20 protein-coding genes and 3 pseudogenes are annotated in these 26,859 nt (G+C 73.0%); 19 read left to right on the top strand and 4 right to left on the bottom strand.

Features of this window, described 5'->3' with window-relative positions; all coding sequences use genetic code 11:
* The 11 genes and pseudogenes from BU197_RS31410 to ehuA form a co-directional block, all read left to right on the top strand.
* Window positions 1-152: pseudogene (locus tag BU197_RS31410) on the top strand (DUF1727 domain-containing protein); the annotation flags it as partial.
* Window positions 101-1,387, top strand: coding sequence for a hypothetical protein (locus BU197_RS00905; RefSeq protein WP_411158426.1), 1,287 nt, complete (start codon window positions 101-103; stop codon window positions 1,385-1,387). The pseudogene BU197_RS31410 and the gene BU197_RS00905, both read left to right, overlap by 52 nt.
* A gap of 467 nt (window positions 1,388-1,854) precedes the next feature.
* Entirely contained in the window at window positions 1,855-4,653 is a 2,799-nt protein-coding gene (locus BU197_RS00900; protein ID WP_188266199.1) for a hypothetical protein, read from the top strand.
* 932 nt (window positions 4,654-5,585) lie between these two features.
* Window positions 5,586-6,068, top strand: a pseudogene (gene ectA / locus BU197_RS00895) (diaminobutyrate acetyltransferase); the annotation flags it as partial.
* Between the two features lie 260 nt (window positions 6,069-6,328).
* Window positions 6,329-7,627 (top strand): diaminobutyrate--2-oxoglutarate transaminase, encoded by a 1,299-nt coding sequence (ectB, locus tag BU197_RS00890; protein ID WP_188266207.1) that lies wholly within the window; start codon window positions 6,329-6,331, stop codon window positions 7,625-7,627.
* A gap of 36 nt (window positions 7,628-7,663) precedes the next feature.
* Window positions 7,664-8,122, top strand: coding sequence for an ectoine synthase (locus BU197_RS00885; protein WP_188266197.1), 459 nt, complete (start codon window positions 7,664-7,666; stop codon window positions 8,120-8,122).
* Window positions 8,123-8,239: 117 nt separating this feature from the next.
* Entirely contained in the window at window positions 8,240-9,139 is a 900-nt protein-coding gene (thpD, locus tag BU197_RS00880) for an ectoine hydroxylase (RefSeq protein ID WP_188266196.1), read from the top strand.
* 68 nt (window positions 9,140-9,207) lie between these two features.
* Window positions 9,208-10,137 (top strand): ectoine/hydroxyectoine ABC transporter substrate-binding protein EhuB, encoded by a 930-nt coding sequence (gene ehuB / locus BU197_RS00875; protein ID WP_188266195.1) that lies wholly within the window; start codon window positions 9,208-9,210, stop codon window positions 10,135-10,137.
* Between the two features lie 13 nt (window positions 10,138-10,150).
* The gene (gene ehuC, locus BU197_RS00870; RefSeq protein WP_317452039.1) at window positions 10,151-10,837 is read left to right on the top strand and encodes an ectoine/hydroxyectoine ABC transporter permease subunit EhuC; all 687 of its coding nucleotides are present in this window, start codon (window positions 10,151-10,153) and stop codon (window positions 10,835-10,837) included.
* Entirely contained in the window at window positions 10,837-11,472 is a 636-nt protein-coding gene (gene ehuD / locus BU197_RS00865) for an ectoine/hydroxyectoine ABC transporter permease subunit EhuD (protein WP_188266193.1), read from the top strand. The genes ehuC and ehuD overlap by 1 nt, the downstream gene beginning before the upstream one ends.
* Window positions 11,462-12,286 (top strand): ectoine/hydroxyectoine ABC transporter ATP-binding protein EhuA, encoded by an 825-nt coding sequence (gene ehuA, locus BU197_RS00860; protein WP_188266192.1) that lies wholly within the window; start codon window positions 11,462-11,464, stop codon window positions 12,284-12,286. The genes ehuD and ehuA overlap by 11 nt, the downstream gene beginning before the upstream one ends.
* Before the next feature lie 255 nt (window positions 12,287-12,541).
* On the opposite strand, the gene BU197_RS00855 is transcribed toward ehuA, so the two are convergent.
* Window positions 12,542-13,567 (bottom strand): DUF4073 domain-containing protein, encoded by a 1,026-nt coding sequence (locus BU197_RS00855; protein ID WP_188266191.1) that lies wholly within the window; start codon window positions 13,565-13,567, stop codon window positions 12,542-12,544.
* 302 nt (window positions 13,568-13,869) lie between these two features.
* Complete coding sequence (locus BU197_RS00850; RefSeq protein ID WP_188266206.1) at window positions 13,870-15,477, bottom strand: MFS transporter; 1,608 nt, start codon at window positions 15,475-15,477, stop codon at window positions 13,870-13,872.
* A 207-nt stretch (window positions 15,478-15,684) separates the two neighbouring features.
* On the opposite strand from BU197_RS00850, the gene BU197_RS00845 reads away from it, so the two are divergent.
* The 5 genes and pseudogenes from BU197_RS00845 (at window position 15,685) to BU197_RS00825 (ending at window position 21,272) form a co-directional block, all read left to right on the top strand.
* A complete protein-coding gene (locus tag BU197_RS00845; protein ID WP_188266190.1) occupies window positions 15,685-16,677 on the top strand; it encodes an Lrp/AsnC family transcriptional regulator in 993 nt (330 codons plus the stop codon).
* A gap of 103 nt (window positions 16,678-16,780) precedes the next feature.
* A pseudogene (locus BU197_RS00840) lies at window positions 16,781-17,044 on the top strand (alpha/beta fold hydrolase); the annotation flags it as partial.
* 134 nt (window positions 17,045-17,178) lie between these two features.
* Window positions 17,179-17,862, top strand: a complete 684-nt coding sequence (gene thpR, locus BU197_RS00835) for an RNA 2',3'-cyclic phosphodiesterase (RefSeq protein WP_188266189.1) — start codon at window positions 17,179-17,181, stop codon at window positions 17,860-17,862.
* A 128-nt stretch (window positions 17,863-17,990) separates the two neighbouring features.
* Window positions 17,991-18,908: a class A beta-lactamase gene (gene bla / locus BU197_RS00830; RefSeq protein WP_188266188.1), complete on the top strand. Its 918-nt coding sequence runs from the start codon at window positions 17,991-17,993 to the stop codon at window positions 18,906-18,908.
* A gap of 534 nt (window positions 18,909-19,442) precedes the next feature.
* Window positions 19,443-21,272, top strand: a complete 1,830-nt coding sequence (locus BU197_RS00825; protein WP_188266205.1) for an NAD(P)-binding protein — start codon at window positions 19,443-19,445, stop codon at window positions 21,270-21,272.
* 383 nt (window positions 21,273-21,655) lie between these two features.
* Here BU197_RS00825 and BU197_RS00820 read toward each other — a convergent pair whose 3' ends face one another.
* Complete coding sequence (locus BU197_RS00820) at window positions 21,656-22,606, bottom strand: NAD-dependent protein deacetylase (protein WP_188266187.1); 951 nt, start codon at window positions 22,604-22,606, stop codon at window positions 21,656-21,658.
* 177 nt (window positions 22,607-22,783) lie between these two features.
* On the opposite strand from BU197_RS00820, the gene BU197_RS00815 reads away from it, so the two are divergent.
* Both BU197_RS00815 and BU197_RS00810 read left to right on the top strand, forming a co-directional pair.
* Window positions 22,784-23,626, top strand: coding sequence for an alpha/beta fold hydrolase (locus BU197_RS00815; RefSeq protein ID WP_188266186.1), 843 nt, complete (start codon window positions 22,784-22,786; stop codon window positions 23,624-23,626).
* Window positions 23,619-24,182 carry a TetR/AcrR family transcriptional regulator gene (locus BU197_RS00810; protein WP_188266185.1) on the top strand — a complete coding sequence of 188 codons (564 nt, stop codon included), beginning with the start codon at window positions 23,619-23,621 and terminating at the stop codon, window positions 24,180-24,182. The genes BU197_RS00815 and BU197_RS00810 overlap by 8 nt, the downstream gene beginning before the upstream one ends.
* A gap of 373 nt (window positions 24,183-24,555) precedes the next feature.
* On the opposite strand, the gene BU197_RS00805 is transcribed toward BU197_RS00810, so the two are convergent.
* Window positions 24,556-24,894 carry a hypothetical protein gene (locus BU197_RS00805; protein WP_188266184.1) on the bottom strand — a complete coding sequence of 113 codons (339 nt, stop codon included), beginning with the start codon at window positions 24,892-24,894 and terminating at the stop codon, window positions 24,556-24,558.
* 178 nt (window positions 24,895-25,072) lie between these two features.
* Between BU197_RS00805 and BU197_RS00800 the strand changes: the two genes are divergently transcribed.
* Complete coding sequence (locus BU197_RS00800) at window positions 25,073-26,584, top strand: InlB B-repeat-containing protein (RefSeq protein WP_188266183.1); 1,512 nt, start codon at window positions 25,073-25,075, stop codon at window positions 26,582-26,584.
* The last annotated feature ends 275 nt before the right edge of the window (window positions 26,585-26,859 follow it).

The raw sequence follows: 26,859 nt of genomic DNA, 5'->3' as shown, positions 1-26,859 counted from the left end.
TGTGGGTCGCGGCGGGCCAGGAGTGGAAGGACGACGCCTGGTCCTGCCCCGCCTGCGGCGGTGTGATGCAGCGGCCGGGCGACGACTGGTTCTGCGGCGAGTGCGGCTTGCCGGGCTGCCCCGCGCCGAGGCGGCGGCGCTGCGGGTCGTACGGGGCCTGCGTTCCGCGCGGGGGCAGGGCCGGGGGCAGCGTCTCGGCGATCTGACGAACGCCTTCCGCGAGCTGCTCGCCGAGGCGGCCGTCCTCGTCTCGGGGGCGGCGGGCGGCGGTTCCGCACGCCGGTCGTACGAGCAGGGCGGGAGTCTCCGGGTGTACGGGCTGTGCCGGGAGCCGGTGCTTTCGGCGACCGGCTACGGAGGCGTGGCCACCCACCTGCTCGCTCCCGACGGCTCCCGCTACTCGGTGTCCGATGTACGCCCGGGGGGCCTGGCGCGGGCCAGGGGCGCCGGTTCGGCGTCCGTGGCGCTCGGCGGGGCCGTACTGGATCACGGCGGGCTGGCGCGTGGAGGGCTGCGGATCGTCGGCGCGACGGTCTCGCCCGACGGGCGGCTCGGGGCGGGGCGGGGTGTGAGCGCGACGCCGCTGCGTGGTGTGCACTGGTCGGAGGAGCCCGCCGCCGCGCTGTTCGCACGACCGGTGCACGAGGCGATGGGTGCCCTGCTCGACGACGGCGGCCATGAGACCGAGGGGGCTCAGGCGCCGCTGCTCGGCTGCGATGTGGTGGTGGTCGGCGCGGTCGGCGAGTACCTGGTGGTGCGGGTCGCCGACGACGGGCCTTCGCTGCGGCTGCGCCCCGCCCATCCGCATCCGGAGCTGCCGCACGCGGCTAACCTGCGGAGGATCGCCGGGTATCCGGGGCTCGCGCTGCGGGTCCTGGGCCGTCCCGATCTGGAACGGGCGGCGACGTTGCGGCCGCTGGCGGTCGGCCCCGTGCCGGGAGCCTCGTACACACTGCGGCTGCCGGAGGAGTGGATGGGCCGGGCCGACCTGGGGTACGACCGGCTCCAGGGCGGCCACTTCCCGGCCGAGGCGCCTCCCGGCGAGGCGGGCGGGCCGGTGACCGCCGGGCCCGACCCGCTGGCGGACGCGCCGCTGTGGCGGGTGCGGCGGCTCCTGGAGACGGGTGTCGCGGGTGGCAGACGCGCGGTGGCCGAGGCCGGTCGCGGTACGGAGACGGCGGCCTTCGCCGTACCTCTGCGCCGGGCGGGGCTCGGCGGGGCGGCGGGGCTGGCGGAAGCCCTGGTGGCGGAGGCGGACCGCCGCCCCCGTGACACCTTCGGACGCCTCAGTGACCCCTCGCCCGACGGCTACGCCCGCGCGTGGCTGGCCTCGGCGATCCATCTGACGGCGGCGGAGCGGGCGTTGGTGGTGGCGTCCTGGTCGTGAGGGAGGACAGGGAGGAGAGGGGGGAGAGGGAGATAAGGCGGGTGCGAGGGATGACGGGGGTGGCCGGTGTCTGACGGTCTGCCACCGCCGGGTGGGACCCGGCGGGCCAAGTGAGAACCAAGCCCGCCCAGGCTCGGCAACAGCCCGTCCCTCCTCGGGCTCCTCCCACCCCACAGCCCCCGCCCGGAAGCACAGCCCCATCCGCACCCAGGCCCTCGTCAAACCGCTCCTCCCCAATCTCCTCCCCCGTCGATCCCGCCGATCCCGCCCCAAGAGGCAACCGTCGTCGCCCCGTTGGCATCTTTCGAAGACAGGCAGACGCCTTCCGGGCGTCATCACGGATCCGTGTACGGAGGGGCAGGCCCGACCAGTCGGCCCCGGGCAGTTCCGTGCCTGGGAGCGTTCCGCCGCGTGTCGAAGACATGTGGGAGGAACGTTCCGCCAGGACCGAGGTGAGGAAGTTCCTCTTGATACGCATCACTCGCGGCGTCACCACCGCCGCGGCTTTACTCGCGCTGGCCGCGGTGTCCCCCGGGCCCGCGCACGCCCAGCCGTCACCCGGCACACCGTCCGCGCCCTCCGGCGGCCTCTCCACCACGGAGGCACCACTGCCCGAGGGCTGGCGGATCTCCGGGTCCGGTGCGGACCGGCAGTTGGTCTGGACGTCGCCCGAGCGCGTGCCCATGGGTGACGCCCGGGTCGAGTTCCACGCGGGCGACCGGCTGCTCGGTCTGCCGGAACCGCAGCCGGACGGAAGGTCGTTCCGGCTTCCGCTCGGAAACGTCCGGCTCTCCGCCACGACCCCGCTACGGGTCATGACGGGCGGGCGCCGCCTCGACGCCGCCGCCTCCGGGCGGGCGAAGGCCCACAGCCCCGCCCCGACCGTACGGTCCGAGGCCCCGCTTCCGTTGAACGAGGTGGACCCCGGGGTGCCGGGCCGTTACCGCACCGTGAGTGGCGCGTACACGCTGAAGTCCGTACGCCTGCCCGAACTCGCCGAACCGGTGGAGATGCGGGCCACGGTGGTGGGACCGGCCGACGCTCCCGGCAGGCGGCCCGTCGCGCTCTTCCTGCACGGCCGCCACGAAACCTGCTACACACCGGGGTCCGACGAGGCCTCCGGTGTCTGGCCGTGCCCGGCGGGAACCCTTCCGATTCCGAGCCAGGACGGCTATCTGGAGGCCCAGCGCCTCCTGGCCTCCCAGGGCTATGTGACGTTCTCCATCGCCGCGAACGGCATCAACGGCCAGGACTTCCAGGCCGAGGACGGCGGCGCGCAGGCCCGGTCCTCGCTGATCCGGCAGCATCTGGCCCGCTGGGCGGCCTGGTCGGCGGACAAGGCGTCCGCGCCCGCCGCCGTGCGGGGCGTGTCCTCTGCCGATCTCTCGCGCGTCCTGCTCGTCGGGCACTCCCGGGGAGGCGAGGGGGTCAACCGAGCCGCGATCGACACCCTCTTCCCGGCCCCCGCCGACCAGGACGGCTACCACGGTCCCGTCCGGTGGAAGATCCGCGGCTCCGTCCTCATCGGCCCCACGGCCTTCGGCAACAACCCCGCCGCCGACGTGCCGTCGCTGACGGTCCTGCCGGGCTGCGACGGCGACGTGTCCGATCTCCAGGGCCAGGACTACGTGGACGGCACCCGGGGCGTCAGCCGGGGCGACGCGCTGCACAGCGCGGTCTACATGGTCGGAGCCAACCACAACTTCTTCAACACCGAGTGGACCCCGGGCCAGGCGAAGGCACCCGCGATGGACGACGCCGACTACGGCGGCGATCCCAATCCGGTCTGCTCCCCGGGGGCCCCGACGCGGCTGGCGGCGACGCGGCAGCAGACGGCGGGCGCCACGTACATCGCGGCGGCGGCGCGTCTGTTCGTCGGCGGCGACGACCGTGTCCGGCCGCTCCTCGACGGCACCGGGCGCCGGGCGCCCTCGGCCGGTCCGGTCCGGGCCCTCGCCCACGCCGTCGGCGCGCGCCGCACCCCGGCGTTCCTGCCGGACTCCTCGACGACCGTGTCCGGCGGTGGCGGGCTCTGCGTCCAGAGCGACCCCGACCCCGCGCGGACCTGCCTCGTTCCCGAGACGGACGGCCACTCGCCGCACTTCGCGGGCTGGACGTCGTCCGGCGCGACGGAGCCCGACGCCGTCGCGCTGCGGTGGCACGGTACGGGTGAACCGGTCTCGGTGCGTCCGGCGCGACCGGTCTCCCTGGCGGGTGCCGAAGCGCTGTCCCTGCGGGTGATCGTGCCGCCCGGCAGCACCGGCACGGAGCTGGACGTCACGGTCGCCGACGCCTCGGGACACCGGGTACGTCTGGGCCGCACCCGGCTCGAAGGGCTGCCCGGCAACGGAAACACCACGTCCGCCTGGGCCCGTGAGGTCCGGTTGCCGCTCTCGGACGCCTGGCGCTCGGGGGTGGACCCCCGGCGGATCACGACGCTGGAGCTGACCCCGCGCGGTGGCGACGGGCGTGCCTGGCTGATCGACGCGTGGGGTTGGCGTCCGGGTACGCCGGCGCTGCGCTCCGCGGCGCCGGCGCGCGTCGACGTCGGCCGGCTGAAGGTCGCCGAGGGCGACTCCGGGGTACGGACCTACCGGGTGCCGGTGCGGGTCTCCGGGCAGGGCGGCGGTCAGGTCCGGCTGTTCCTCCCCACCGAGGAACCGTGGGAGTTCACGTCCCGCCTGGTGACGGTGCGTCCGGGGCACCAGGACATCGACGTGCCGGTCGAGGTGCAGGGCAACACGCGCTACGGGTACGACGTCCCGTACGACATCCTCGTCAAGGCCGTGCACGGCACCGTGGTCGGCTCGTACCAGGGCGGGGTGACCGCGCTGAACGACGATCCGATGCCGGAGGTGGTCTTGACGCCGGTCGCCGACGACGTGGCCGAAGGCGAGCCGCTGGTCTGGCGGGTGACGCTGTCCGAACCCGCCGACGTCCCCATCGTCAGCGACATCACTCTCCTCCCCGTGACGTCCGGGGACGAGCTGTCCACGGCGGACGTCGACCGCGCGTGGCTGGAGGAGCGCCTGTGGGAGGTGCCGGACCCGGCCGTGGCGCTCTCCGCCGTCCCGTACGGCGGGATCTACCTGGGTGTCAGCGTGATGCCGGGCGAGACGAGCGCGGAGTTCGCCGTGCCCACCGTCCGGGACGACATCGCCGAGCCTGCCGAATCACTGCGGGCGCGGCTGATCACGTACGACAGCTCCTGGGAGCCCAGCGTCCCGGGCACGGAGTTCACGGGCACGGTGCGGGACGTGCCGTGACGCGGCGCCCCTGACACGGGGGTGATGCCCCGGACTCCGCGAGGGACTCCGGGTGCGGGCGCCGGTTCCCTGAGGGGGACCGGCGCCCGTTTCACGTCCGGCTCCAGGCCCGCGCGCAGGGCGGCCCGCCGTGAGCCTCGCGGCCCTTTCCTCGTCGAGGCGCACAAGACGCGCTCCCGCCACGGTCGGCCGAGGACGTACGCCCGGTCGGAGCGGCCGAGGACCGGGCCAGACGGTAGCGGGGCTCGCTCCAAGGCCTTGCCCGGGGTCCGTTCACGGTGACGCCCCGCCCGGGTTCCACGCCGGCGGGGCGTCGGTCCCGAGCAGCAGCGAGCAGCCAGCACGCGTGACTAAGGACTCCTCCACGGTAGGGCGAGGGTCTGACATCGACGCCCGAAGCCCACTGGCACGGCCGGGACCATTGGGACCGCCGGGACTACCGGGGCCACTGGTGCTACCAGGACCCTTGGGGCTGCCGGGCTACTGGGGGGCACCAAGACCGCCCAGACCCCCAGGCTCACCAAACCCACCGACCTCACCGACCTCACCGACCTCACAGCCCTCACAGCCCTCACCGACGCAACCAAGCCCACCGCCCCCACCCAGCCCCGACCCTGACACCCAACCAGGGCTCCCGAGAGCCGCCCCCGAACTCGTACACCTGACCCCTCACGCGTGCCTCAAACCCAGAACGGGGAACCTTCTCGCCTTCGATGCGAAGGTGGCACCCTCCCCAAGAAGGCGTTATCCAGCCGTTATAAATGAAGGATTTGGGTCGTTCTGAGGCGGTTTTCCTCGTCCTCGGAGTGGATCAGACCCCACCCGGCGGCCTTGCGCGACTATCACGCGCGCCGGGCTCCCACAAGCCCGCCGCCCCAGGAAGTTCGCCTCCCCGCTCGGTAGCTTCGGCCCACATGACCACCGCCCAAGCGATGTCCCAGCTCACCAGCCCCGACCCGAACCGTGCCCCCGGTGTGACCATCGGCCGTGCCCGTGTGAGCGACGGTTCCGCACTCTGGCGGCTCGCCCGCGACTCCGGGGAGCTGGACGTCAACTCGCCCTACAGCTACCTGCTGTGGTGCCGGGACTTCGCCGACACGACCGCCGTCGCCCGCGACGCCGAAGGGCGCCCGGTCGGGTTCGTCACCGGCTTCCTCCGCCCCGACGCACCGCGCACCCTTTTCGTCTGGCAGGTCGCCGTCGAGGGTTCGCACCGCGGAACCGGGGTAGCCGGAGCACTGCTCGACGCCCTGTCCGCCCGTGTGGCGGCCGAGCGCGGGCTCGACCGGCTCGAAGCGACCGTCACCCCGGGCAACAGGCCCTCGGACCGGTTGTTCCGCGCGTACGCCCGCCGCCACGGCGCGACCGTGACCCAGGAGGTGCTGTTCCCGTCCACGGCCTTTCCCGACGCGCCGGACGCGGACCGCGCCGGCGGCGAGCACCGCGAGGACGGCCAAGACCGCGCCACCCACGAAGGCCGCACCACCCGCGAAGGCCGCGCAGACCGCGCAGACCACGAGGTCGGCGCCGAACGTCCCGGCCACGATCCCGAAGTCCTCTACCGCATCGGCCCCTTGACGCACTGAGCAACCCGGCTCGGATCCGCTCCAGCCCCTCCCGAAAGCCGCCGCACCCCCCTCCCCCTCCCCCTCGACCCAGGAGAACCGTGACCATCCTGACCGAACCCGCGCCCGCCCCCTCCGTCTTCGAGACCGTCGAATCCGAGGTCCGCAGCTACTGCCGCGCCTGGCCCGTCGTCTTCGAGCGCGCGAGCGGAAGCAGGCTGTACGACGAGGACGGGCGCCCCTTCCTCGACTTCTTCGCGGGCGCGGGCTCCCTCAACTACGGCCACAACAACCCGGTCCTGAAACGCGCGCTGCTCGACTACCTCGCGGGCGACGGCGTCACCCACAGCCTCGACATGTCGACGACCGCCAAACGCGACTTCCTGGAGACCTTCCGCACGACGGTCCTGGAGCCGCGCGCCCTCCCGTACAAGGTGATGTTCCCCGGGCCCACCGGCACCAACGCCGTGGAGGCGGCCCTGAAGCTCGCCCGCAAGGTCACCGGGCGCGAGACCGTCGTCTCCTTCACCAACGCCTTCCACGGCATGTCGCTCGGCTCCCTCGCCGTCACCGGCAACGCCGCCAAACGCGCCGGGGCGGGCGTGCCCCTCCCGCACGCCACCCGGATGCCGTACGACCACTACCTCGGCGGCCGGATGCCGGACTTCCTCTGGTTCGAGCGGCTTCTCGGCGACCCCGGGTCCGGTCTCGACCACCCCGCCGCCGTGATCGTCGAGACGGTCCAGGGCGAGGGCGGCGTCAACGTCGCGCGCGCCGCCTGGCTGCGGCAGCTCGCCGAGCTGTGCCGCCGCCGGGAGATGCTGCTCATCGTGGACGACGTCCAGATGGGCTGCGGCCGCACGGGCGACTTCTTCTCCTTCGAGGAGGCGGGGATCGTGCCCGACATCGTCACCCTGTCGAAGTCGATCAGCGGCTACGGACTCCCCATGGCGCTCTGCCTGTTCCGCCCGGAACTCGACGTGTGGCAGCCGGGCGAGCACAACGGCACCTTCCGCGGCAACAACCCCGCCTTCGTGACCGCCGCGGCCGCCCTCCGCTCGTACTGGGGCGACGGCGCCTTGCGCGACCGCACCCTGAGCCGCGCCGGGCGCGTCGAGAGCGCGCTGCTCGACCTGTGCGGCGAGGACGGCCGGACGGGGCTGCGGGCCCGTGGGCGCGGCCTCGTCTGGGGCCTTGAGTTCGCCGACGGGGAGCGCGCCGAGGCCGTGTGCCGCCGCGCCTTCGAGCTGGGGCTGCTCCTGGAGACCTCGGGCCCGCACGGCGAGGTGGTCAAGCTGCTGCCGCCGCTGACGGTGACGGACGACGAACTCGACGAGGGCCTCGGCATCCTCGCGCGCTCCGTCCGGCACACGGCGGGATACCGCCCGGTCACCGGCCGGGCCGCCTGACCCACCCCCCTTCCCTCCTACAGAAAGGCGATCGCCATGATCGTGCGCAGCTTCGACGAACTCGACGGCACCGAACGGCATGTGCGGGCCGCGTCCGGCACCTGGGAGAGCAAGCGGATCGTGCTGGCCCGCGAGCGGGTCGGCTTCTCCCTCCACGAGACGGTGCTGTACGCCGGGACCCGGACCTCCATGTGGTACGCGCACCACGTCGAAGCCGTCGTCTGCACCGCGGGCGAGGCCCTGCTGACCGACCTGGAGTCGGGCCGTACGTACACGATCGTGCCCGGGACCATGTACCTGCTCGACGGGCACGAGCGGCACACCCTGGAGGTCAAGAGCGACTTCCGCTGCCTGTGCGTCTTCAATCCGCCGGTCACCGGCCGTGAGGACCACGACGAGAACGGCGTCTACCCGCTGCTCACCGAGCCGGAGCCGGGTCCGGAGCCGGAGCCGGAGCCGGAGCGGAGGCAGAAGCCCGAACCCGAGCACGGCTGAACCGACCCGCGTACGCCCCTCCCCAGCCCCTTCCCGCTTCCCCCCTCTCCGCGTCCCCGCTTCCCCTCTTCCCCGCTTCCCCGCTTCCCGTACGAGACAAGGAAGGCACCACCCCTCATGACCTCCGCCCCCGCCCGTCCCGTCGACCTCTACCCGACCCGTGGCACCGAGGAGCAGCTGATCGGCCGCAAGGACCCCGTCGTGTGGTCCGCGCCCGGCACCGCCGGGCCCTTCTGGGCGCGGGAGCTGGAGGAGTACGAGCGCGACGGTTTCGTCACGGTCGACGAGATCGTCGGCCCGGACGAGGTCGCCGAGCTGCGGACCGAGCTGGACCGGCTCGTGGCCGATCCGGCGGTGCGCCGGGACGAACGGGCCGTCGTCGAGCCGCACTCGCGGGAGATCCGCTCGGTGTTCGAGGTGCACCGGATCAGCGAGGTCTTCGCGCGGCTCGCCGCCGACCCGCGTCTGGTCGGGCGCGCCCGCCAGATCCTCGGCTCCGATGTGTACGTCCATCAGTCCCGCGTCAACGTCAAGCCCGGTTTCGGCGCGAGCGGCTTCTACTGGCACTCCGACTTCGAGACCTGGCACGCGGAGGACGGACTCGCCCGGATGCGGACGGTCTCGGTGTCGATCGCGCTCACCCCGAACCACACCACCAACGGCAGTCTCATGATCATGCCGGGTTCGCACCGCACGTTCCTGGGCTGTGCCGGGGCGACGCCCGAGGACAACTACAAGAAGTCGCTGCGGATGCAGGACGCGGGGACGCCGTCCGCCGAGGCGCTCACCACCTTCGCCGAGGCGTGCGGCATCCGGCACTTCACGGGGCCCGCGGGGTCGGCGACCTGGTTCGACTGCAACGCCCTGCACGGTTCGGGCGACAACATCACGCCGTTTCCGCGCAGCAATGTGTTCCTGGTCTTCAACAGTGTCGAGAACGCTCCCGAGCTGCCCTTCTCGGCTCCCGTGCGGCGCCCGTCGTTCATCGCCGCGCGCGAGGTGAGCCCCGTCGGATGACCGGCGGCGGACCGCGCCGCGCCACCGGATCCATCCCGCGCACGACACGCACCACGGAGAGGACCTTCATGTCCCATCACGATCGCCGGCCCGGGTTCCTCGGCCGCCGGGGGTTCCTCGGCGGATCGGCGACGCTCGGCGTCCTCGCCCTCGCGCCCGCCCTGGTCACGGCGTGCAGCCGGACCCAGCCCGGGACCGGGGCGCCGAAGGACGACGGGGAACTCCTGGCGAAGCTGCGCAAGCAGGGCTACGTCCGGGTGGGCTTCGCCGGTGAGGCGCCGTACGGCTTCCAGGACGGCGGTGACCTCGTCGGCGAGGCGCCGACCCTCCACCGGGAGGTCTTCACGGCCCTCGGGGTGCGCGAACTGCGTCCGACGCTCACCGAGTTCGGCACGCTGATCCCCGGGCTCCAGGCGGACCGCTTCGACGTGGTGAGCGCGGGCATGGCGATCACCCCCGAGCGGTGCGCCAAAGTCCTCTTCTCGGAGCCGGAGTTCGTCTCGCCGACCGCGCTGATGGTCCGCGCGGGCAACCCGAAGCGGCTGACCGACCTGGTCTCCTGCCGGGAGCGGGGCGCGACCGTCGGGGTGCTCGGCGCCGCCGTGGAGGCCTCGTACGCGAAGGCGGCGGGCGTGCCGGGCAAGGCGGTGAAGACGCTGGCCAAGCCGCAGGACGGTCTTGACGCGCTGGTCGCGGGCCGGATCGACGCCTTCGCGCTGACCGGGATCTCGCTGCGCTGGCTCGCCCGGACCAACCGGGGTGCCTCGGTGGAGGTGAGCGCGCCGTTCGTGCCCGTCGTGGACGGCGTACGGCAGCTCAGCGCGGGCGGTGCGGTGTTCCGGCAGAGCGCGGGCGGGCTGCGGGACGCCTTCGACCGGGAACTGCGGAAGATCACCGGCGATCCGGCCCGCTATGTGCGGCTGGTCGGCCGGTACGGCTTCACCGAGCGGGAGGTGCCGCCGCGTTCGCTGCGCACCGCCGATCTCTGTGCGGCTTGAGGGGGTGAGCGGTGTGTCCGCTCAGGACCGGGGTTTCCTCCCCGAGTTGGGGAACGCGCTGCCCCGGCTCGGCGAGGGTCTGCTGGTCACCGTGGAGGCGACGCTGCTCGGCGCCGCATTCGCCCTCGTCCTGGCGTACGCGCTGGGGCTCGCGGCGGGTTCCTCGCGCGCGGTGGTGCGCGGGAGCGCGCGGGTCTTCGTCGAGTTCTTCCGGGGCACCTCGCTGTACGTGCAGTTGTTCTGGCTGTTCTTCGCGCTGCCGATGCTGGGTTTCCGGCTCGAACCGCTGGCGTGCGGGGTGCTCGCGCTCGGCCTGAACTTCGGCGCGTACGGGGCCGAGGTCGTGCGGGGCGCGGTGGCGGCGGTGCCGGCGGCGCAGCGCGAGGCGGCGGTGGCGCTCGGCATGCGGCCGGGGCTGCGGCTGCGCCGGGTGGTGCTGCCGCAGGCGTGGCCGCTGATGATCGCCCCGTTCAAGAACCTGCTGGTGCAGTTGTTGAAGGCGACTCCGCTGCTGTCGCTGGTCACGGTGCCCGATCTGACCTTCGAGATCGACCAGTTGCGGTCCGCGACCGGTGACACGGCGGCGGCCTATCTGCTGCTGCTCGTGGTCTACGGGGTCGTGGCGGGTGTGCTGAGTCTGCTGATGAACGCCCTGGAGCGGGCGGCGAGGGCCCGGCTCGGGCAGGAAGGCGGTGTCTGATGTGGGACGGTGCGGCGGCCCTGACCGCGCTGCCCGTGGTCCTGCGCGGTTTCGGCGTCACTCTGGCGGCGACCGTGCTCGGCTTCGCGGTGGCGGCGGTCCTCGGTCTCGTCCTGGCGTTCGTGGGGCGGGCGGCGCCCCGGTGGGTGGCGATTCCGGTCGGCGGTGCGGCGGCGTTCGTCCGCTCGACGCCGCTGCTCGTGCAGTTGTTCGCCGCCTGGGTGCTGATTCCGGCGCTCGGTCCGCTGACGCTCGGCATCCTCGTCCTTGGCGTGCACTACGCCGCGTACCTCGCGGAGGTGTACCGGGCGGGCATCGACGCCGTGCCCCGGGGACAGTGGGAGGCGTGCACGGCGCTCTCGCTGCCCCGGCACCGCGTCTGGTGGGCGGTGGTCCTGCCGCAGGCGGTGCGCAAGGTGCTGCCGCCGCTGGGCAACTACGCCGTCTCCCTGTTCAAGGAGACACCGCTGCTCTCGGTGATCACCGTGCACGAGATGGTGCACGAGGCGAACGACTTCGGCAGTACGCACTTCGCCTATCTGGAGGCATTCACCCTGGCCGCCGCGGTGTTCCTGCTCGCGAGCTGGCCGACATCCCTGCTCGTACGACGGCTGGAGGCTCGTCTTGCCCACTGAGCGGCTCTCGAAGGTCCCGGCGGCTCCCCCGCCCACCGCGCCCACGGAGGCGGTCCGCTTCGAGCGGGTCACCAAGCGGTACGGCGACCAGACCGTGCTCGACGGGCTCGACCTCACGGTCGGGCGAGGGGAGCGCGTGACCCTGATCGGTCCGAGCGGCTCGGGCAAGACGACGATCCTGCGGCTTCTCATGACGCTGGAGCGGGTCACGGAGGGGGTGATCCATGTCGACGGTCTGCCCTACTCGCACTCTCCTTCGGGGCCCGGCGGGCGGACGCTGGTCCCGGCGAGCGAACGGGAGCTGGCGGAGCGGCGGCGCCGGATCGGCATGGTCTTCCAGCAGTTCAACCTCTTCCCCCATATGAACGTCCTGGAGAACGTCGTCGAGGCGCCCGTCCACGTTCTGGGCGAGGGGCGGGAGGAGGCCGAGGCGCACGCCCGTGAACTCCTCGGGCTCGTCGGTCTCGCCGACCGCACCGACGCCCGGCCCACCCGGTTGTCCGGCGGTCAGCAGCAGCGGGTGGCGATCGCCCGCGCCCTCGCGATGCGGCCCGAGATCCTGCTGCTCGACGAGGTCACGTCCGCGCTCGATCCGGAGCTGGTGGCGGAGGTCCTGGACGTGCTGCGGGGCATCGCCCGGGACACCGAGATCACCCTGCTCTGCGTGACGCACGAGATGGGGTTCGCCCGTGACGTGTCGGACCGTGTCCTGATGTTCGACCAGGGCCGGATCATCGAGTCGGGCGCGGCGGACCGGCTGCTCGACGCGCCGGAGCACGAGCGGACGAGGGCCTTTCTGCGCTCGGTGCGCTGACGAACCGGCCGGGCCGGTGACCACCGCTCCCTGGGGGGCGACGGCCACCGGCCCGGTCGTTTTCCGGTACCTGGACCGGTTTGTGTTGCGGTACCTGGACCGGTGGTTTTCCGCCCCGGCCCTGTCGTGTTCCGGCGCCCGGCCGGTACGGGTGCCGGACCGTGTCGGGTACCCGTACCGGTTCGAGTCCGGTTCCGGTCCGGAGTCCGGCCGACGGAGTCCCTGGGCCCGGAGCGGCCGGTCGAGGGGGCTGGGTCAGATGCCGGTCGAGAGGGGGACCGTGATCTGCTTCAGCCAGGCGCCCGCCGCGAAGTCGCGCGCCTTGACCACCACCCGGTCGTGGAAGACCTCGACCTGGAGCCCCTGGTTGAAGGTGCCCGCCACGGTGACCTCGCCGCCCTTGCCGTCGTCGGTGAAGCCGGTCTGCACGGCGCCGGTGTTGATGACGGAGAAGCCCTCGGGGTTCGCCGTGCCGGGGACGACCCGGCGGACGTACCAGTCCGAGAGGGCGAGGTCCCAGTGGGTGTGCCCGCAGAAGAGGAAGACGTCCCTGTGACGGCCGAGGATGCCGAGGAGACGCTCCGCCTGGAGGTAGTCGTTGGAGTACAGCCGGTTGTGGCTGCCCGAGACGGTGTTGGGGAGGGGGTGGTGGGTGACGACCATGACGGGCTTGCGGCGCCGCGCCCAGTACGCGAGGCGCTCCTCCAGCCAGGCGAACTGCGCGTCGCTGATCCACACCTCGTCCCAGAGCTTCGGGTCGTGGTAGTGCATGTACTTCTCGGTGCCGATGCTCAGTACGGGGATGCCGCCGAAGGAGTGCTCGGCCTGGACCGTGTTGCGGCCCGCGAACCGGTAGAAGCTCCGGAAGAGCGAGTCCTCCGTGGTCCCGTTGGGCCAGGTGCTCTGCGCGAGGGTGTCCGGGTCCCGCCACTTGGGGACGTAGAACTCGTGGTTGCCGATGGCCCAGGCAACGGTGCGCGGGTGGCTGTGGCGCGCCATCTCGGCCGTCACCTGCGCGTACTCGGCGTCGTAGCCGCGCGGGGTGATGTCACCCGCGATGGCGAGGCCGGAACTCGACGGGTTGGTCCGGCGCATGTCGTCGAGGGCCACCCCCAGGTCCCGGAGGTCGCCCTGGATGTCGCTGATGACGTTGAAGGTGGTGACCGCGCGACCGCCGGGACCGCCCGCGTGGGGCGGGGGCGCGGCGACGGCGGGTATCTGGGAGGCGGCGACCACGCCCACCGCTCCGGTGGCGGCGGTGAGCAGAGACCTGCGATCCACGGGGAAGTTCCTTTCGGACGTACGGCGTACCCCGGCGCGTACGCGCCCTGACGCTCCCCCAGCGCAGGCCCGCACGCGCACGCCCCGGGGCGCCGCGCTTTGATCTAGACCCGTTATGAATACGCAACCTGACCGACCCATTCCCCACCGGAGAGATGTCTGTCGTATGAACGTATTTTGACGGGCCGTCGATGGCGCCCCGAGCGGCGGCGCCGCTCCTGTACCCGCCGAGGACGGGGTGTACGGGAGCGGCGCCGCCGCCTCGATGCCGAGCGCCCCTGCCGCGGGGCCGCTCGGCCGGTTCACCGGGCGCGCTGCAACCCCGGGGAGGGCTCGCCGTCGGCGGAGACGGGCGCGGCACCGGCTGCCGCACCCGGAGCCCCGGCGCCGTCTGCCGTACGCCGGTTCGAGGCCGCGACAGTGGCGGCCGGGCCTCCGGTGGGCGCGGCGGGGCGCAGGAGGAACGCGCAGGCGAGGGCGGCGAGGAGGGCGAGCGAGCCCGACACGATGAGGCAGAGCCGGAGGCCGTCGAGGAAGGAACCGCTGAGCGCGGTGAGGGCCGGTCCGGTGGAGGCGCCCAGGTCGAGCCCGGCGACGGCGCCGAGGCCCTGCTCCCGGGCGACGTCCACGACACGGCCGCCGGTCTCCGCCGGCACTCCGGCCTCGGCGAGGTGGTCGGGCAGGGCGCCGAGGGCGCGGGTGGTGAGCAGGGCGCCGAGCACGGCCGGTCCGAGGGCGCCGCCGACCTGGCGGAAGGCGTTGTTGCCCGCTGCGGCCATGCCGGCCAGGTGGTGCGGGACGGCGGAGACGGCGGAGGCCGTCATGGGGGTGAGGACGGCGCCCATGCCCACGCCGAGCAGGACCAGGCGCCAGGAGAGGAAACCGTAGGAGGTGTCGGCTTCGATGCCGGTCAGCGTGAAGAGGGCGCTCGCCATCACCACGAGACCGGTGGTGATCATGACGCGGGAGGAGACCCGGTGCATCAGCCGACCGACGGGGATGCCGACGACGAGGGACGTCCCTGACACCAGGACCAGCCGCAGTCCGGCCTCCAGCGTGCTCAGGTGCTGCACGAGGCCGAAGTACAGGCTCAGGGCGAAGAAGAAACCGATCATGCCCAGGAAGCTGACCATGGCGACCACGGAGGTGGCGGCGAAGGCGGGGCTGCGGAACAGGGCCAGGTCGAGCATCGGGCTGCTGCTGCGGCTCTCGACGACGACGAAGGCGACCGCGCTCACGGCGCCGAGGACGAGGGCCGTCACCACCTGGGGCGTGCCGAAGCCGTCGGCGCCGCCCTCGATCACGCCGTAGACGATCGCGGTGACCGCGACGGCCGCGGTGATCTGTCCGGGCCAGTCGAGGCGGCGTCCGTGCGGCGCGCGCGAGTCGGGCAGCAGGAAGGCGGCGACGACAAGGACGATCAGGGAGACCGGGATGGGCAGGAGGAAGATCCAGCGCACCGCGACGTGCTCCTGGAGCACGCCCGCGATCAGCGGGCCCAGGGCCAGCGAGGTCAGCATGGACATCGCCCACATGCCGATGAACTTGCCCCGCTCCCGGTGGTCGGGGACGGCGTGGCCGATGAGGGCCAGGGTGGTGGGCAGGAGTGCCGCCGCGCCCAGACCGGAGAACGCCTGGCCGACCCAGAGCGACTCCACCGAGTCCGAGGCCAGCGAGACGGCCGCGCCCAGACCGCAGAACGCCATGCCCGCCTGGAAGACCCGCTTGCGGCCGTGGACGTCGCCCCACACCCCGGTGGTGAGGATCAGCGCTGCCATCGGCAGGACGAACGCGTCCGACACCCAGGCCAGCTGGGAGGTGGAGGCGCCCAGCTCGCGCTGGATCGCCGGCAGGCTCACCGACACGGTCGTCACGGGGAGGTAGGCGACGAAGACACCCAGGCAGGCCATGACGAGCGTGACGCCGCGTCCTGGCTCGGGGCGTCGCTTCGTTGCAGAATTCACGGAAAGGTTCCTTCAGCTGCGGGATGCCGCGGGGGCACCGGCTGCGATATGGGCATCGACCAGCTTCGCCCCCGATCGCAAGAAATCCCCAAGCGATCCCGCACTGCCGGAGAGAACCTCCAGATTCCTTTCCACTGGTGGGATCATTCCTCCATGTACGACGATCTCGACCGCAAAATCATCCACGGGCTCACCTGTGCCCCTCGTGTCTCCTTCCGGCGGCTCGGCGAGATCATCGGGGTCTCGGAGCAGACCGTGGCCCGCCGCTACAACGCGCTGCGCCGCGACGGGGTCCTGCGGGTGGTCGGGATGAGCGGCCCGACGGTCCACGGGGGGTCGGAGTGGATCGCGCGGCTCCGGTGCCGCCCGGACGCCGTGGGTCCCGTCGCCGGCTCCCTCGCCCGGCGGCCCGAGGTCGGCTATGTCAGCATCGACTCCGGCGGGTCGGAGATCATCTGCGCCATCCGCTCCTCCACCCGCGCCGGAAGCGGCGACGTCCTGCTGCGGCAGCTCCCGAAGGCGACCGCGATCCTCGACATGAGCGTGGACCTCCTCATCCACACGTTCAGTCACCCCGGCGCGGCCGGCTGGACCGGGGGCAGGCAGTTCCTCACCGACGAGCAGGTGCGCCGGCTGACGGCGGGGCGGCCCGCGCCGGTCGGGCCGCCGCTCGCTCCGACCGACGAGGACCGCCCCCTCTTCAAGGCCCTGGCGGAGGACGGGCGCGCCCCGCACACCCGCCTGGCCGAGGCCACGGGCTGGTCGGGCGCCCGCGTCGCCCGCCGCCTGGAGGCACTGGAAGCCACCGGCTCCCTCACGTACGGCGTCGACATCCTGAACGAACGCCTCGGCTACGAACTCAACGCCACTGTCTGGCTCCAGGTCGACCTGCCGGATCTCCACCGGATCGGCGAGGAGTTGGGGCGGCACGACGAGTGCGCCTTCGTCGCGGCCACCAGCGGCAAGTACAACCTCATGGCCGTCGTCATCTGCGAGGACACCCCAGCCCTCTACCGCTACCTCAGCGGCGACCTGGCCCGTCTGAAGGGCATCAGAGGCTACGAGATCAGCATCCGCGCCCGCCGTCTGAAGCAGTCCGTCTCGCTCATCCACCATGGGCGGCTGGTCCACCCGGCGCTGGGGTGAGAACGGGCCGCCCGTCGGCTCCGTACACCACCTGGATCCCCCAGGGGCATGAACCCCAAGGCCGGTGGCCGTTCCCCTCCGTAAACCTCTCCCCACGGCCTCGGCACCCGACCGGCGTACGTTGCTGGAGTGGAGCGGACGGCTGTGGTCCTTCGAGCGTCCCGTGCTCGTCGTATGGGCGGCCGAGGACCGGCTCATGCCTCGCGACCACGGCCCCCGGCTGGCCGAGCTGTATCCCCGGGGCCGTCTGGTGGAGATCGCCGATTCCGCGACCCTCGTCCCCGAGGACCAGCCCGAACGTCTCGCCGAGGCCCTCCGCGCCTTCCTCTCCGAGACGGCCGCGCCTCCGGTCCCCGTGGCCGACTGACCGGCCCGCCCGCGTACCCTCGCTTGCGAACGGCCTCCGGACCCCGCCGTCGTCGGCCGGGGCCGGGGAGGACCACGGGCCGGGGCCGGACAGGGAAGCCGGAAGGCCGGACGCGGGGCGAGTGGGGTACGAGGATGACAGCGGCGGACGGGCGGACGACCGGGTCCGGAGTGCGGGGCCGGGACGACGGGGAGCCGACCGGCCCCGGCCGTCGGGGACGGGCGCTCCAGACGGAGCGGAAGGAGCGGGACCGGACCTCGACCGTCCGGGTGTTCATCGCCCTCGCCCCGCCCGACGAGGCGAAGGACGAGCTGGCCAAGGCCCTCGGACCCGCGTACGAGGCCCATCCCCGGATGCGCTGGAACCGCGTCGAGGACTGGCATGTCACCCTGGCCTTCCTCGGCGAGCTGCCGGTCGGCACGGTGCCCGCCCTGCGCCGGCCCCTGTCCGAGCTGGCCGCCGCCCGCCCGCACCTCGTGCTGTCGCTGCGCGGCGGCGGACAGTTCGACGAGCGGGTGGTGTGGAGCGGGCTCGACGGCGACCTGGACGGGCTGCACCGGCTCGCCGCCGAGGTCCGTACGGTGGTCCGGGAGTGCGGCGTCTCCTTCGAGGAGCGACCGCTGCGGCCCCATCTGACGCTCGCGCGCGCCCGGCGCGACGACCCCTCCGGTGCGGCGGCCATCGCCGCCGGGCTCGCCGGGTTCGAGGGCCGTCCCTGGCGGACCGAGCGGCTGCACCTGGTCGGCAGCGACTTCGGCCGGGGGCCCGGCCCCATCCGGTACCGGGACATCGAGTCCTGGGGCTTCGGCGGGCGCTGAGCCCGGCACGGCTCCGGCCCCTGCCGTACCGGCCTCCGGCGAAACGCACGACCGTCCCCGGGGCGCCGAAACCGCGCGGCCCCCTCCGCGCGTGTTCCCCGGTAGTGATCACTACGGAAGGGACCCCTGTGACCGGCGAGGAACTCACCCCGACCCGCCGTACCGCGCTCGCCCTCGGCGCGGGCACGGCCCTGGCACTCGCCCTGCCCCTCGGCGGCAGCGCCTACGCCTCCACTCCCGGCGGAAAGGAGGTGTCGGCCCGGCTGCGGGAGCTGGAACGGCGGCACTCCGCGCGCCTCGGCGTCTACGCCCACGACGTACGCGGCGGGCGCACCCTCGCGTACCGCGCGGACGAGCGTTTCCCGATGTGCTCGACCTTCAAGGCACTCGCCGTCGCCGCCGTCCTGCGCGACCTCGACCACGACGGTACGTTCCTGGCCCGGCGGATCCGCTACACGGAGGCGTTCGTCGCCCGCTCGGGCTGGTCGCCGAGGGCGGAGCTGCCGGAGAACCTCGCCCGGGGGATGACGGTCGCCGAACTGTGCGACGCCACGCTCCGCTTCAGCGACAACACCGCCGCCAACCTGCTCCTGATCGAACTGGGCGGCCCGACGGGCATCACCCGCTTCGCGCGGTCGCTCGGGGACCCCGTGACCCGGCTCGACCGCTGGGAACCCGAGCTGAACTCGGCGGAGCCCGAGCGCCGTACCGACGTCACCACGCCCCGCTCCATCGGCCGGACCTACGGGCGCCTGCTCCTCGGCGACGCCCTCCCCCGCCCGGACCGGGAGCTGCTGACCCGCTGGATGCTCGCCAACACCACGGGCGACCAGCGGCTCCGCGAGGGACTCCCCGAGGGCTGGACCCTCGCAGAGAAGACCGGCGGCGGACGGTACGGCACCAACAACGACGCCGGTGTCGCCTGGCGCCCGGACGGCGGACCCGTCCTGATCTCCGTCCTCACCACCCGGACCCGGGAGGACGCCCCCGCCGTGGACCCGCTCATCGCCGAGACGGCGGCCCTGATCGCGGCGGAGCTGGGCTGACGCCGACCGGACCGGACCGGACCGGCACCGGCACCGGGGCCGGACCGCCCCGGAAAAACCCCGCGAATAAATGAGTTGAGCGCCTCCCCCGGTCTTCCTAAGCTGTGGGTACACGCGAAAGGAGGTGATCCGGGAACATGGTTTCTTTTCGGATTCGTGAGGTGACTGCGGGCTAACGGCCTGCCGTCGCACTCCGTGCACCTTCGGCAGGCCCCTGCCGAGAACCACGCAGTCACCCGACCCGTGGGCCGCCGGTGAATCCGGCCGGCTCCCGTCCGAACTCGAGCGGACGGGACCAAGGCCCACGGGTCGTCCGCGTTCCCTCCCCCGGCGGACGGCCGCCCTCGTCGGCACTCGACGGAGACAAGGGCCCGGCGGGCCCCGGAAGTTGGGTGTCAGCACCCATGCCGGTGGGCCCCGGAGCCTGGGACAGTGGGTGCCCGCCGCGTGAAGGAGCAGCCGACCATGTCCGTCGTGCCCCGGCGGGCCATGCGTCGCCCGGCCCCGCTCCCCGCCCCGCCGGAAGGCGGCCACATGGTGGTGTGCGGGGACGACGCCCTCGCCCACCGCATCGCCGCCGAACTCGCCGAGGTCTACCGGCAGTCCGTCGTCCTCGTCACGCCCGCCGGTGGCGGGCCCGACTCCTCCCGGCCCGGCGTCCGGGCCCATCTCCTCGGCGGTGTGCCGCCCGACGAGCCGACCCTGCGTGCGGCGGGGGTGCCCGTCGCGCAGGCGCTGGCGCTGCTCCACGAGGACGACGAGGTCAACATGCGGGCCGCGTTCCTCGCCCGCCGGCTCAACCCGGACATCCGTCTGGTCCTGCGGATGTACAACCGCAACCTCGGTCTCCGCATGGCCGAACTTCTCGACCAGGCACGCGACCAGACGGACCCGGACTCCTCCCCGGTCGGCGCCGACGGGCGGGACGCCACGACGATCGTGCTGTCCGACGCCGACACCGCGGCCCCCGCGCTCGCGGCCACCGCCGTCGCCGGGACCCGCCGGATCGTCCAGGCCGACGGGCTGCTGCTGCGCGCCGCCGAGCACGTCCCGGGGCCGGGCGACGCGCCCGCGCCCGGCGGTCTCGTCACTCTCGCCCTGCTCTCCGCGACCAGCAGCGACCCGGCGGGCGCGGACGGCTCCGACCGCAGCGGACGACGGGCGCCCCGGCTGCTCCCCGACGACGCGGAGGTGCGGGCGGCGGCCGGACACGGCACCGTCGTCCTGGAAGCCGTCAGTCACGAACCCGTCCGCCCGCCCCGCCGGGAGAGCCGGGGCGCCTCTCCCCGCGAACTCCTCTCCGCCCGGGTGCGGTGGGCGCTCGCCGGGGTCTGCGCCGCCGTCGCCGCCCTCGCCGTGGCCTCCTGGGCCACCACCGGGGACCATCCGCTGCACGCCGCCTACGTCACCCTGCTCGACCTCTTCGCCATCGGGGACCCCGCCGTCGGCGAACCGACCGCCCGGCAGGTCCTCCAGCTCCTCGCCGGGCTGCTCGGGCTCGTCCTCCTTCCGCTGCTGATCGCCGGGGCCCTGGAGGCGTTCGGCGCGTACCGCAGCGCCGCCGCGCTGCGCCGCCCGCCCCGGGGACTCTCCGGTCACGTGGTGCTGCTCGGTCTGGGGCGCGTCGGCACCCGGGTCCTCGTCCGGCTCCATGAACTGGGCGTGCCCGTCGTCTGCGTGGAGGACGATCCGGAGGCCCGGGGCGTCGCCCACGCCCGGCGGCTGCGGGTCCCCGTCGTCCTGGGCGACGTCACCCAGACGGGCGTCCTGGAAGCCGCCAAGACCGACCGGGCGCGGGCGCTGCTCGCCCTCACCAGCGCCGACACCACGAACCTGGAGGCGGCCCTGTACGCGCGGACGCTCCACCCGGAGCTGCTCGTGGCGCTGCGCCTGTACGACGACGATTTCGCGTCCACCGTCTACCGCACGCTGCGCGCGGCCCATCCGGGCGCCCTCACCCGGAGCCGGAGCGTGTCGACGCTCGCCGCGCCCGCCTTCGCCACGGCCATGATGGGCCGCCGGATCCTCGGGGCCATCGCGGTCGAAAGGCGGGTCCTGGTCTTCGCCGCGCTCGACATCGCGGGGCACCCCCGGTTCGCCGGGCGGACGGTGGCGGAGGCGTTCCGGCCCGGCGCGTGGCGGGTCCTCGCCCTCGACACGAGCGCCCGGGATACCCCGGACCCGCTCCGGCAGGGCTCCCCTGAACCCTCCGGGCTCCTGTGGGAACTGCACCCCGGCTACGTCCTGCACCCGCAGGACCGGATCGTCGTCGCGGCCACCCGCGCCGGTCTGGCGGAACTCCTCGACCAGCCGGACCCACCCGGCGGTCCCGTCGCGAGCCAGGGCACTTCGCCACGGCCCTGACCTCACACCCGCCTCCTTCGAGCCGCACTGCCGGTCCCCCGAGGAGGACTTCTCCCTCACCGCCGATCCGGTGCACGGGGCGTTAGTCATCGCCCGCGAGCCGTCCCGTCCCCGGTCCGATCCGCAGTGCCCCTCGCACCCTGGATCCCCGGTCGACGCGACGGCGCGAGGAGGTCCCCGCTGCCTCTTCTGCGTCGCCGACGAGCGACGCGGACGCGCAGCGCCACCCCCGCAGATCCGGGACCCGCTCTCGCCGTTTCATCCCCGGGCGCCGTCTGCCCGGCCCGGAGAGATGAGGAACCGGAGGCGTAAAGAGGGGTGCCCTGCCCAGCCCGCCACGCACCGCCGCCCCAGGCCGCGGCGAGGTGCGAGCGCCGGAGGGTTCAGCCCGCCACTCCCCCGGCCCCGCCGGGCTCACGGCCTCCCCCGTCGCCCTTTCCGGACGCCTCGCCGTCCAGCGGGACGCCGAGGCGTCCGGCGACGGCGGTGAGGGTCTTGCCGAGCGGGAGGGAGACCCGGACGTCGGCGAGCTTGTCGCCCCGGGTGGGGTCGCGGTTGACGATCACCACGGGCGTACCGGCGTCGGCGGCCTGACGGACGAAGCGCAGTCCGGACATGACCGTCAGCGAGGAGCCGAGGACCAGTACCGAGGCGGCCCCGCGCACCAGCGCCCGGCAGCGTTCCACCCGCTCGGCGGGCACGGTCTCGCCGAAGAACACCACGTCCGGCTTGAGGACTCCGCCGCACACCCCGCAGGGCACCACGTGGAAGTCACCGGCCTGTTCGTCGGTGAGGTCGGCGTCGCCGTCCGGGTTGATCGCGGCGGGGACCGGGTCGAAGCCCGGGTTGGCCTCTTCGAGGCGCTCGGCGAGGGCCCGGCGTGCGCTCGTGTCGCCGCAGGTGAGGCAGACGACCCGGTCGAGGCTTCCGTGGAGTTCCACCACCCCGTCGCTGCCGGCCGCCTGGTGCAGCCCGTCGACGTTCTGCGTGATGACCCCGCCGAGCAGCCCCCGGCGGCCGAACGCGGCCACCGCCCGGTGCCCGTCGTTGGGCAGCGCCCGTCCGAAGGTGCGCCAGCCGAGGTGGCTCCGTGCCCAGTACCGCCGCCGCGCCGAGACTCCGCCCGTGAAGTCCTGGTACGTCATCGGCGTGTGCCGGCTCAGGCTCCCGCCCTCGCCCCGGTAGTCGGGGATCCCGGACTCGGTCGAGATACCCGCCCCGCTGAGCACCAGCACCCGGCCGGTGCGCAGCGCTCCGACGACCGGTTCCAGGTCCGTCGTGGCCGGCGGGAGGTCGCCGGTCGGGGTCCAGCTCACAGTAGGCCGCATGCGCATGCCGCCAGGGTACGAAACCGCCCGCCGTCACGGCCTTCCCCTCCGCACCGGATCGGGCGCGGCCACCCGTGAGGAGGACGCGCCCGGCCGCCGGGGTGCCGGGCGGTTGTTGACAGCCATGGTTAATGTCATTAGCTTTTAGCTAACAACATTAGCCACCAGCGTTGCGAGGACGACATGAACGAGACCCGGCACCTGACCGTCGACGGCGGCAGCCTCGCGTACGAAGTGACCGGCTCCGGTCCGCTGATCGTCCTCGCGCACGGCATGGGCGACAGCCGCCACGCGTACCGCGCGGTGATCCCCCGGCTGGTCGAGGCGGGGTACCGGGTCGCCGCCGTCGACCTGCGCGGCTGCGGCGAGTCCAGCGCCGACTGGCCGGACTGGAGCCGTACGGCCCTCGCGGGCGATCTGCTCGCGGTCATCCGACAGCTGGGCGGACCGGCCGTCCTGGTAGGCCACTCGATCTCCGGCGGCGCCGCCACCATCGCCGCCGCCCAAGAGCCGACGCTGATCAGCGCGGTCGTCGAGCTGGCCCCCTTCACCCGCAAGCAGACGACAAGCCTCGGTGATCTGCGGGTGAAGCGCTTCCGGCGGGGTATGACGCGGCTGCTCGGCGCCGCCGTCCTCGGCAGTGTGCCGCTCTGGCGCGCGTACCTCGACGTCGCCTACCCCGGAGTGAAGCCCGCCGACTGGACCGAGCGCCTTGCACGCGTCGAGGCCGGGCTGCGCGAGCCGGGCCGGATGAAGGCCCTGCGGGGCATGGGCTTCAGCGCGCCCGCCGACGCCGGTGCGCGACTCGGCGACGTCCGCTGCCCGGTGCTGGTCGTGATGGGGACGGACGACCCGGACTGGACGGACCCGCGCGCCGAGGGGGCGGCGATCCTCGACGGCCTGCCCGCCGGGCTCGGCCGCCTTGAGATGATCGACGGCGCGGGGCACTACCCGCACGACCAGTTCCCCGATCAGGTGGTGTCGCTCATGCTCGCCTTCCTCCGCGCGGAGGCCGTCCGTGGCTAGGGCCGGACTCGACCCGGCGACCGTCGTGGCGGCGGGCGCCGCCCTCGCCGACGAGGTGGGTCTCGACAAGCTGACCATGGCGCTGCTCGCCCAGCGGGTCGGCGTCCGCACTCCGTCCCTGTACAAGCATGTGGGCGGCCAGGACGACCTCGTCCGCAGGATCGCCGCCCTGGCCCTGGGGCAGGCCGCCGACGTCGTCGGCGAGGCGATCCAGGGATACGCGGGCCGTGACGCCCTCGCCGCCGCCGCGCGCGCCTTCCGCGCCTTCGTCGTCGGACACCCCGGCCGTTACGCAGCCACGATCGGCATGGAACCCACCGGCTCTGAGGACCCGCTGGCCCTCGCGGGGCGGCGACTGCTCGGCGCGTTCGCCGCGGTCCTGCGCGGATACGAGATCGAGGAGCCGGCCCTCGGCCACGCCCTGCGCGTGCTGCGCAGCCTCTGCCACGGCTTCGCCACCCTGGAGGCGGGGCACGGCTTCCAGTGGAGCACCGACGTCGACGAGAGTTTCGAGTGGCTGATCGACTTCGCCGACCGGGGGCTGCGGGCGATGTGACCACCCGCCCCGCACCGTGCCCTCACCGCTCGCGGTCACGGTGGGCGGCGACCCGGACCCGGGCGCCGCACCGGGCGGAGCGGCAGGGCTGCGGGGAGCGGCGCCCGGTGTCGATGAGAGAGCGGTCGCGGCGGGGGCGCCATGGCCTCCCGTATACCCGAATGGGCTCCGAGGAAATAGCAGGATCGAGTTCACGGCTCACGCGAAACATGCTTTTCGGATTCCTTCGCCCTGCCGTCGTGCCCTCTCCTTGGAGCTTGACAGGTGAACCCTGACGGATTCCGAGGAGCGGCGCAACGCGAGCCGCCCGCGATGAGGCACATCTCTCCGTAAGGTAAGGCGATCAGTCCGTACGTTACGGAAAATGGCCGGATCATCCGATTTCCTGAGCGGGAGTACTTGTGATTCGTAAAAGACTGGCTTCCTTGCCAGTGGCCGTCATCGCTGTGTTGGCGATGGTCTTCGCGTATCCGGCGTCCGCCTGGGCGATGGGCACCGAATCCCGGCTCCAGACGGCGATCTCGAACGCGGTCGACCCTGCGGTCATGCCATCGGGCAAGGACATCGCCTCGGTCGGTGGCCATCGCCCGACGGGTGCGACCGCCCGGGGAACGATGCTTTCGGCTGCGGACCGGAGCGGCGCGGTATCGGGAAATCCTGTGCTGTCCGCCGGAAAGATTTCCGGCGGACGCGACTTCGGCTCCACCGTCATGAGCGGCGGCACGTTTCCCGGGAATTCCGCCGCAGATGGTACCGACGGCGGACTTCCCGGCTTCGGGGGCGCGGGGTTCCCCCTGAGGGGTGACAAGGCGGCGAAGAATTCAGCCGGTGCCACGCCGGGCAAGAATGTCACCGCCAAGCGCGGCAGACTCTCCGGTGGTCATCAGCGCTTGACCGTACTCGACCCCTTCACGGTGATGTACGACGGAAATGGCGGTTTCGGCGCCCCTCCGGTGGACCCCAACGTCTACCAGTCAGGCGACGTCGTCACCGTCCTCGGGCCGGGGGAATTGACCAGGGCCGGGTACACGTTCGTCGGCTGGGCCACGGACCCGAGCGGCTTCCTCCAGTACCAGCCCGGCGACACCTTCACCATCACTGCCGACACCACGCTCTATGCCGTCTGGGAAGCCATGCCCCTGACCGTCACCTATGACGGCAACGGCAACGACTCCGGCACCCCTCCGGTCGACCCGAACACCTACCACCCCGGCGACACCGTCACCATCCTCGAACCGGGTGACCTGACCAAGACCGGCTACGTGTTCACGGGATGGGCGATCAGCTCCGACGGCCCTCCCCTGTACAGCCCCGGCGACACCTTCACGATCTTCAACGACACCACGCTCTACGCCGTATGGACACCCACACCCCTCTTCACCGTCACCTATGACGGCAACGGCAACGACTCCGGCACCGCCCCGATCGACCCGAACACCTACCAATCCGGCGACACCGTCACCATCCTCGAACCCGGCGACCTCACCAAAACCGGCTACCAGTTCCTCGGCTGGTCCACCGACCCCAACGCCACCACACCCCAATACCAACCAGGCGACACCTTCACCATCACCAGCAACACCACCCTCTACGCCATCTGGGAAGCCGCGCCCGTCTCCCAGATGACGCTCGCCAAGCAGGTCGAGTCCAGCGGCCCGTTCGAGGTCGGCGACACGGTCACCTATACGTACACGGTCGCCAACACCGGGAACACGACCCTCCATGGTCTGACGGTCACCGACGACAGGGTCACCGGTGTCACCTGTGACGCGACCGTTCTGGCCCCCGGCACCGGCACCACCTGCCGGGGCAGCCACACCCTCACCGCCTCGGACATCACCCCTTGCCAGCCCTCCGACGGAGGCTGCGCCCTCACCAACCGCGCCCAGGCAACGGCCACCGACCCCGATGGCCAGGAGGTCGCCAGCAACCAGGCCACCGCCACCATCACCGTCCAGCCACAGCGCATCACCGGACTGACCCTGATCAAGCACGTGGCGTCCAGCGGCCCGTTCGAGGTCGGCGACACGGTCGCGTACACGTACCTGGTCGTCAACACCGGCAACACGACTCTGCACGGCGTGACGGTCACCGACGACAAGATCGCCGACGTCGCGTGCGGCACGACCACTCTGGCCCCCGGCACCGGCACCACCTGCCGGGGCAGCCACACCCTCACCACCACGAACGTCACCCCTTGTCAGACGGCCATGGCGCGCGGTGGGGAGGGGTACGGCGACGGTCAGCAGCCCCTGCGCTGCGAGGTCACCAACACCGCCCGTGCGACCGCGACCGACCCCCAGGGCGGCCACGTCACCAGCGGTCTGGCCACCGCCACCGTCATCGTGGAGGTGGAGAGGGAGCACGACGGCTACGGCCATCGTGCGGCCGCCAAGGCATAGGGCAGTCTTCAACGGCCGTTGACGCGCGCCCCCGCCCCGGACACTCCGGAGTGGGGGCGCGCCGCGTCGCGGGCCGCGCTACGGCCCCGGGAGCGCGTTCCACCAGCGTCAGAAGCCCCCGGCCCCGGCGAAAGCCCCCGGCCTCCGCGTCCGTTACCGCGGCATCCTCCCGTCCGCGCGCGGTGCCGGGTCTTCGCTCGCCGGGCTCGTATCCGCAGGGCGGCCCCGGCGGGGGCGGGGAGGGCGTCCCCTCTCACCACCGGCGGCCACGGGCT

Origin of the sequence: Streptomyces sp. CBMA291 (assembly GCF_014596525.1) — a bacterium.
GTDB lineage: Bacteria > Actinomycetota > Actinomycetes > Streptomycetales > Streptomycetaceae > Streptomyces.
The sequence above is the reverse complement of the archived record's forward strand: the minus strand, read 5'-3'. Positions and strand labels throughout refer to the sequence as shown.

Excerpts from the sequence above, each read along its gene's own strand:
- BU197_RS00805 (WP_188266184.1), bottom strand. The coding sequence starts at position 24,894 with ATGACGGTGGAGCCGAAGTCGCGTCCGCCGGAAATCTTTCCGGCGGAC.
- BU197_RS00825 (WP_188266205.1), top strand. The coding sequence starts at position 19,443 with ATGGTGGTGTGCGGGGACGACGCCCTCGCCCACCGCATCGCCGCCGAA.
- BU197_RS00815 (WP_188266186.1), top strand. The coding sequence starts at position 22,784 with ATGAACGAGACCCGGCACCTGACCGTCGACGGCGGCAGCCTCGCGTAC.
- ehuB (WP_188266195.1), top strand. The coding sequence starts at position 9,208 with ATGTCCCATCACGATCGCCGGCCCGGGTTCCTCGGCCGCCGGGGGTTC.
- thpD (WP_188266196.1), top strand. The coding sequence starts at position 8,240 with ATGACCTCCGCCCCCGCCCGTCCCGTCGACCTCTACCCGACCCGTGGC.
- BU197_RS00820 (WP_188266187.1), bottom strand. The coding sequence starts at position 22,606 with ATGCGCATGCGGCCTACTGTGAGCTGGACCCCGACCGGCGACCTCCCG.
- BU197_RS00850 (WP_188266206.1), bottom strand. The coding sequence starts at position 15,477 with ATGGCCTGCCTGGGTGTCTTCGTCGCCTACCTCCCCGTGACGACCGTG.
- thpR (WP_188266189.1), top strand. The coding sequence starts at position 17,179 with ATGACAGCGGCGGACGGGCGGACGACCGGGTCCGGAGTGCGGGGCCGG.
- BU197_RS00845 (WP_188266190.1), top strand. The coding sequence starts at position 15,685 with ATGTACGACGATCTCGACCGCAAAATCATCCACGGGCTCACCTGTGCC.
- ehuD (WP_188266193.1), top strand. The coding sequence starts at position 10,837 with ATGTGGGACGGTGCGGCGGCCCTGACCGCGCTGCCCGTGGTCCTGCGC.
- BU197_RS00885 (WP_188266197.1), top strand. The coding sequence starts at position 7,664 with ATGATCGTGCGCAGCTTCGACGAACTCGACGGCACCGAACGGCATGTG.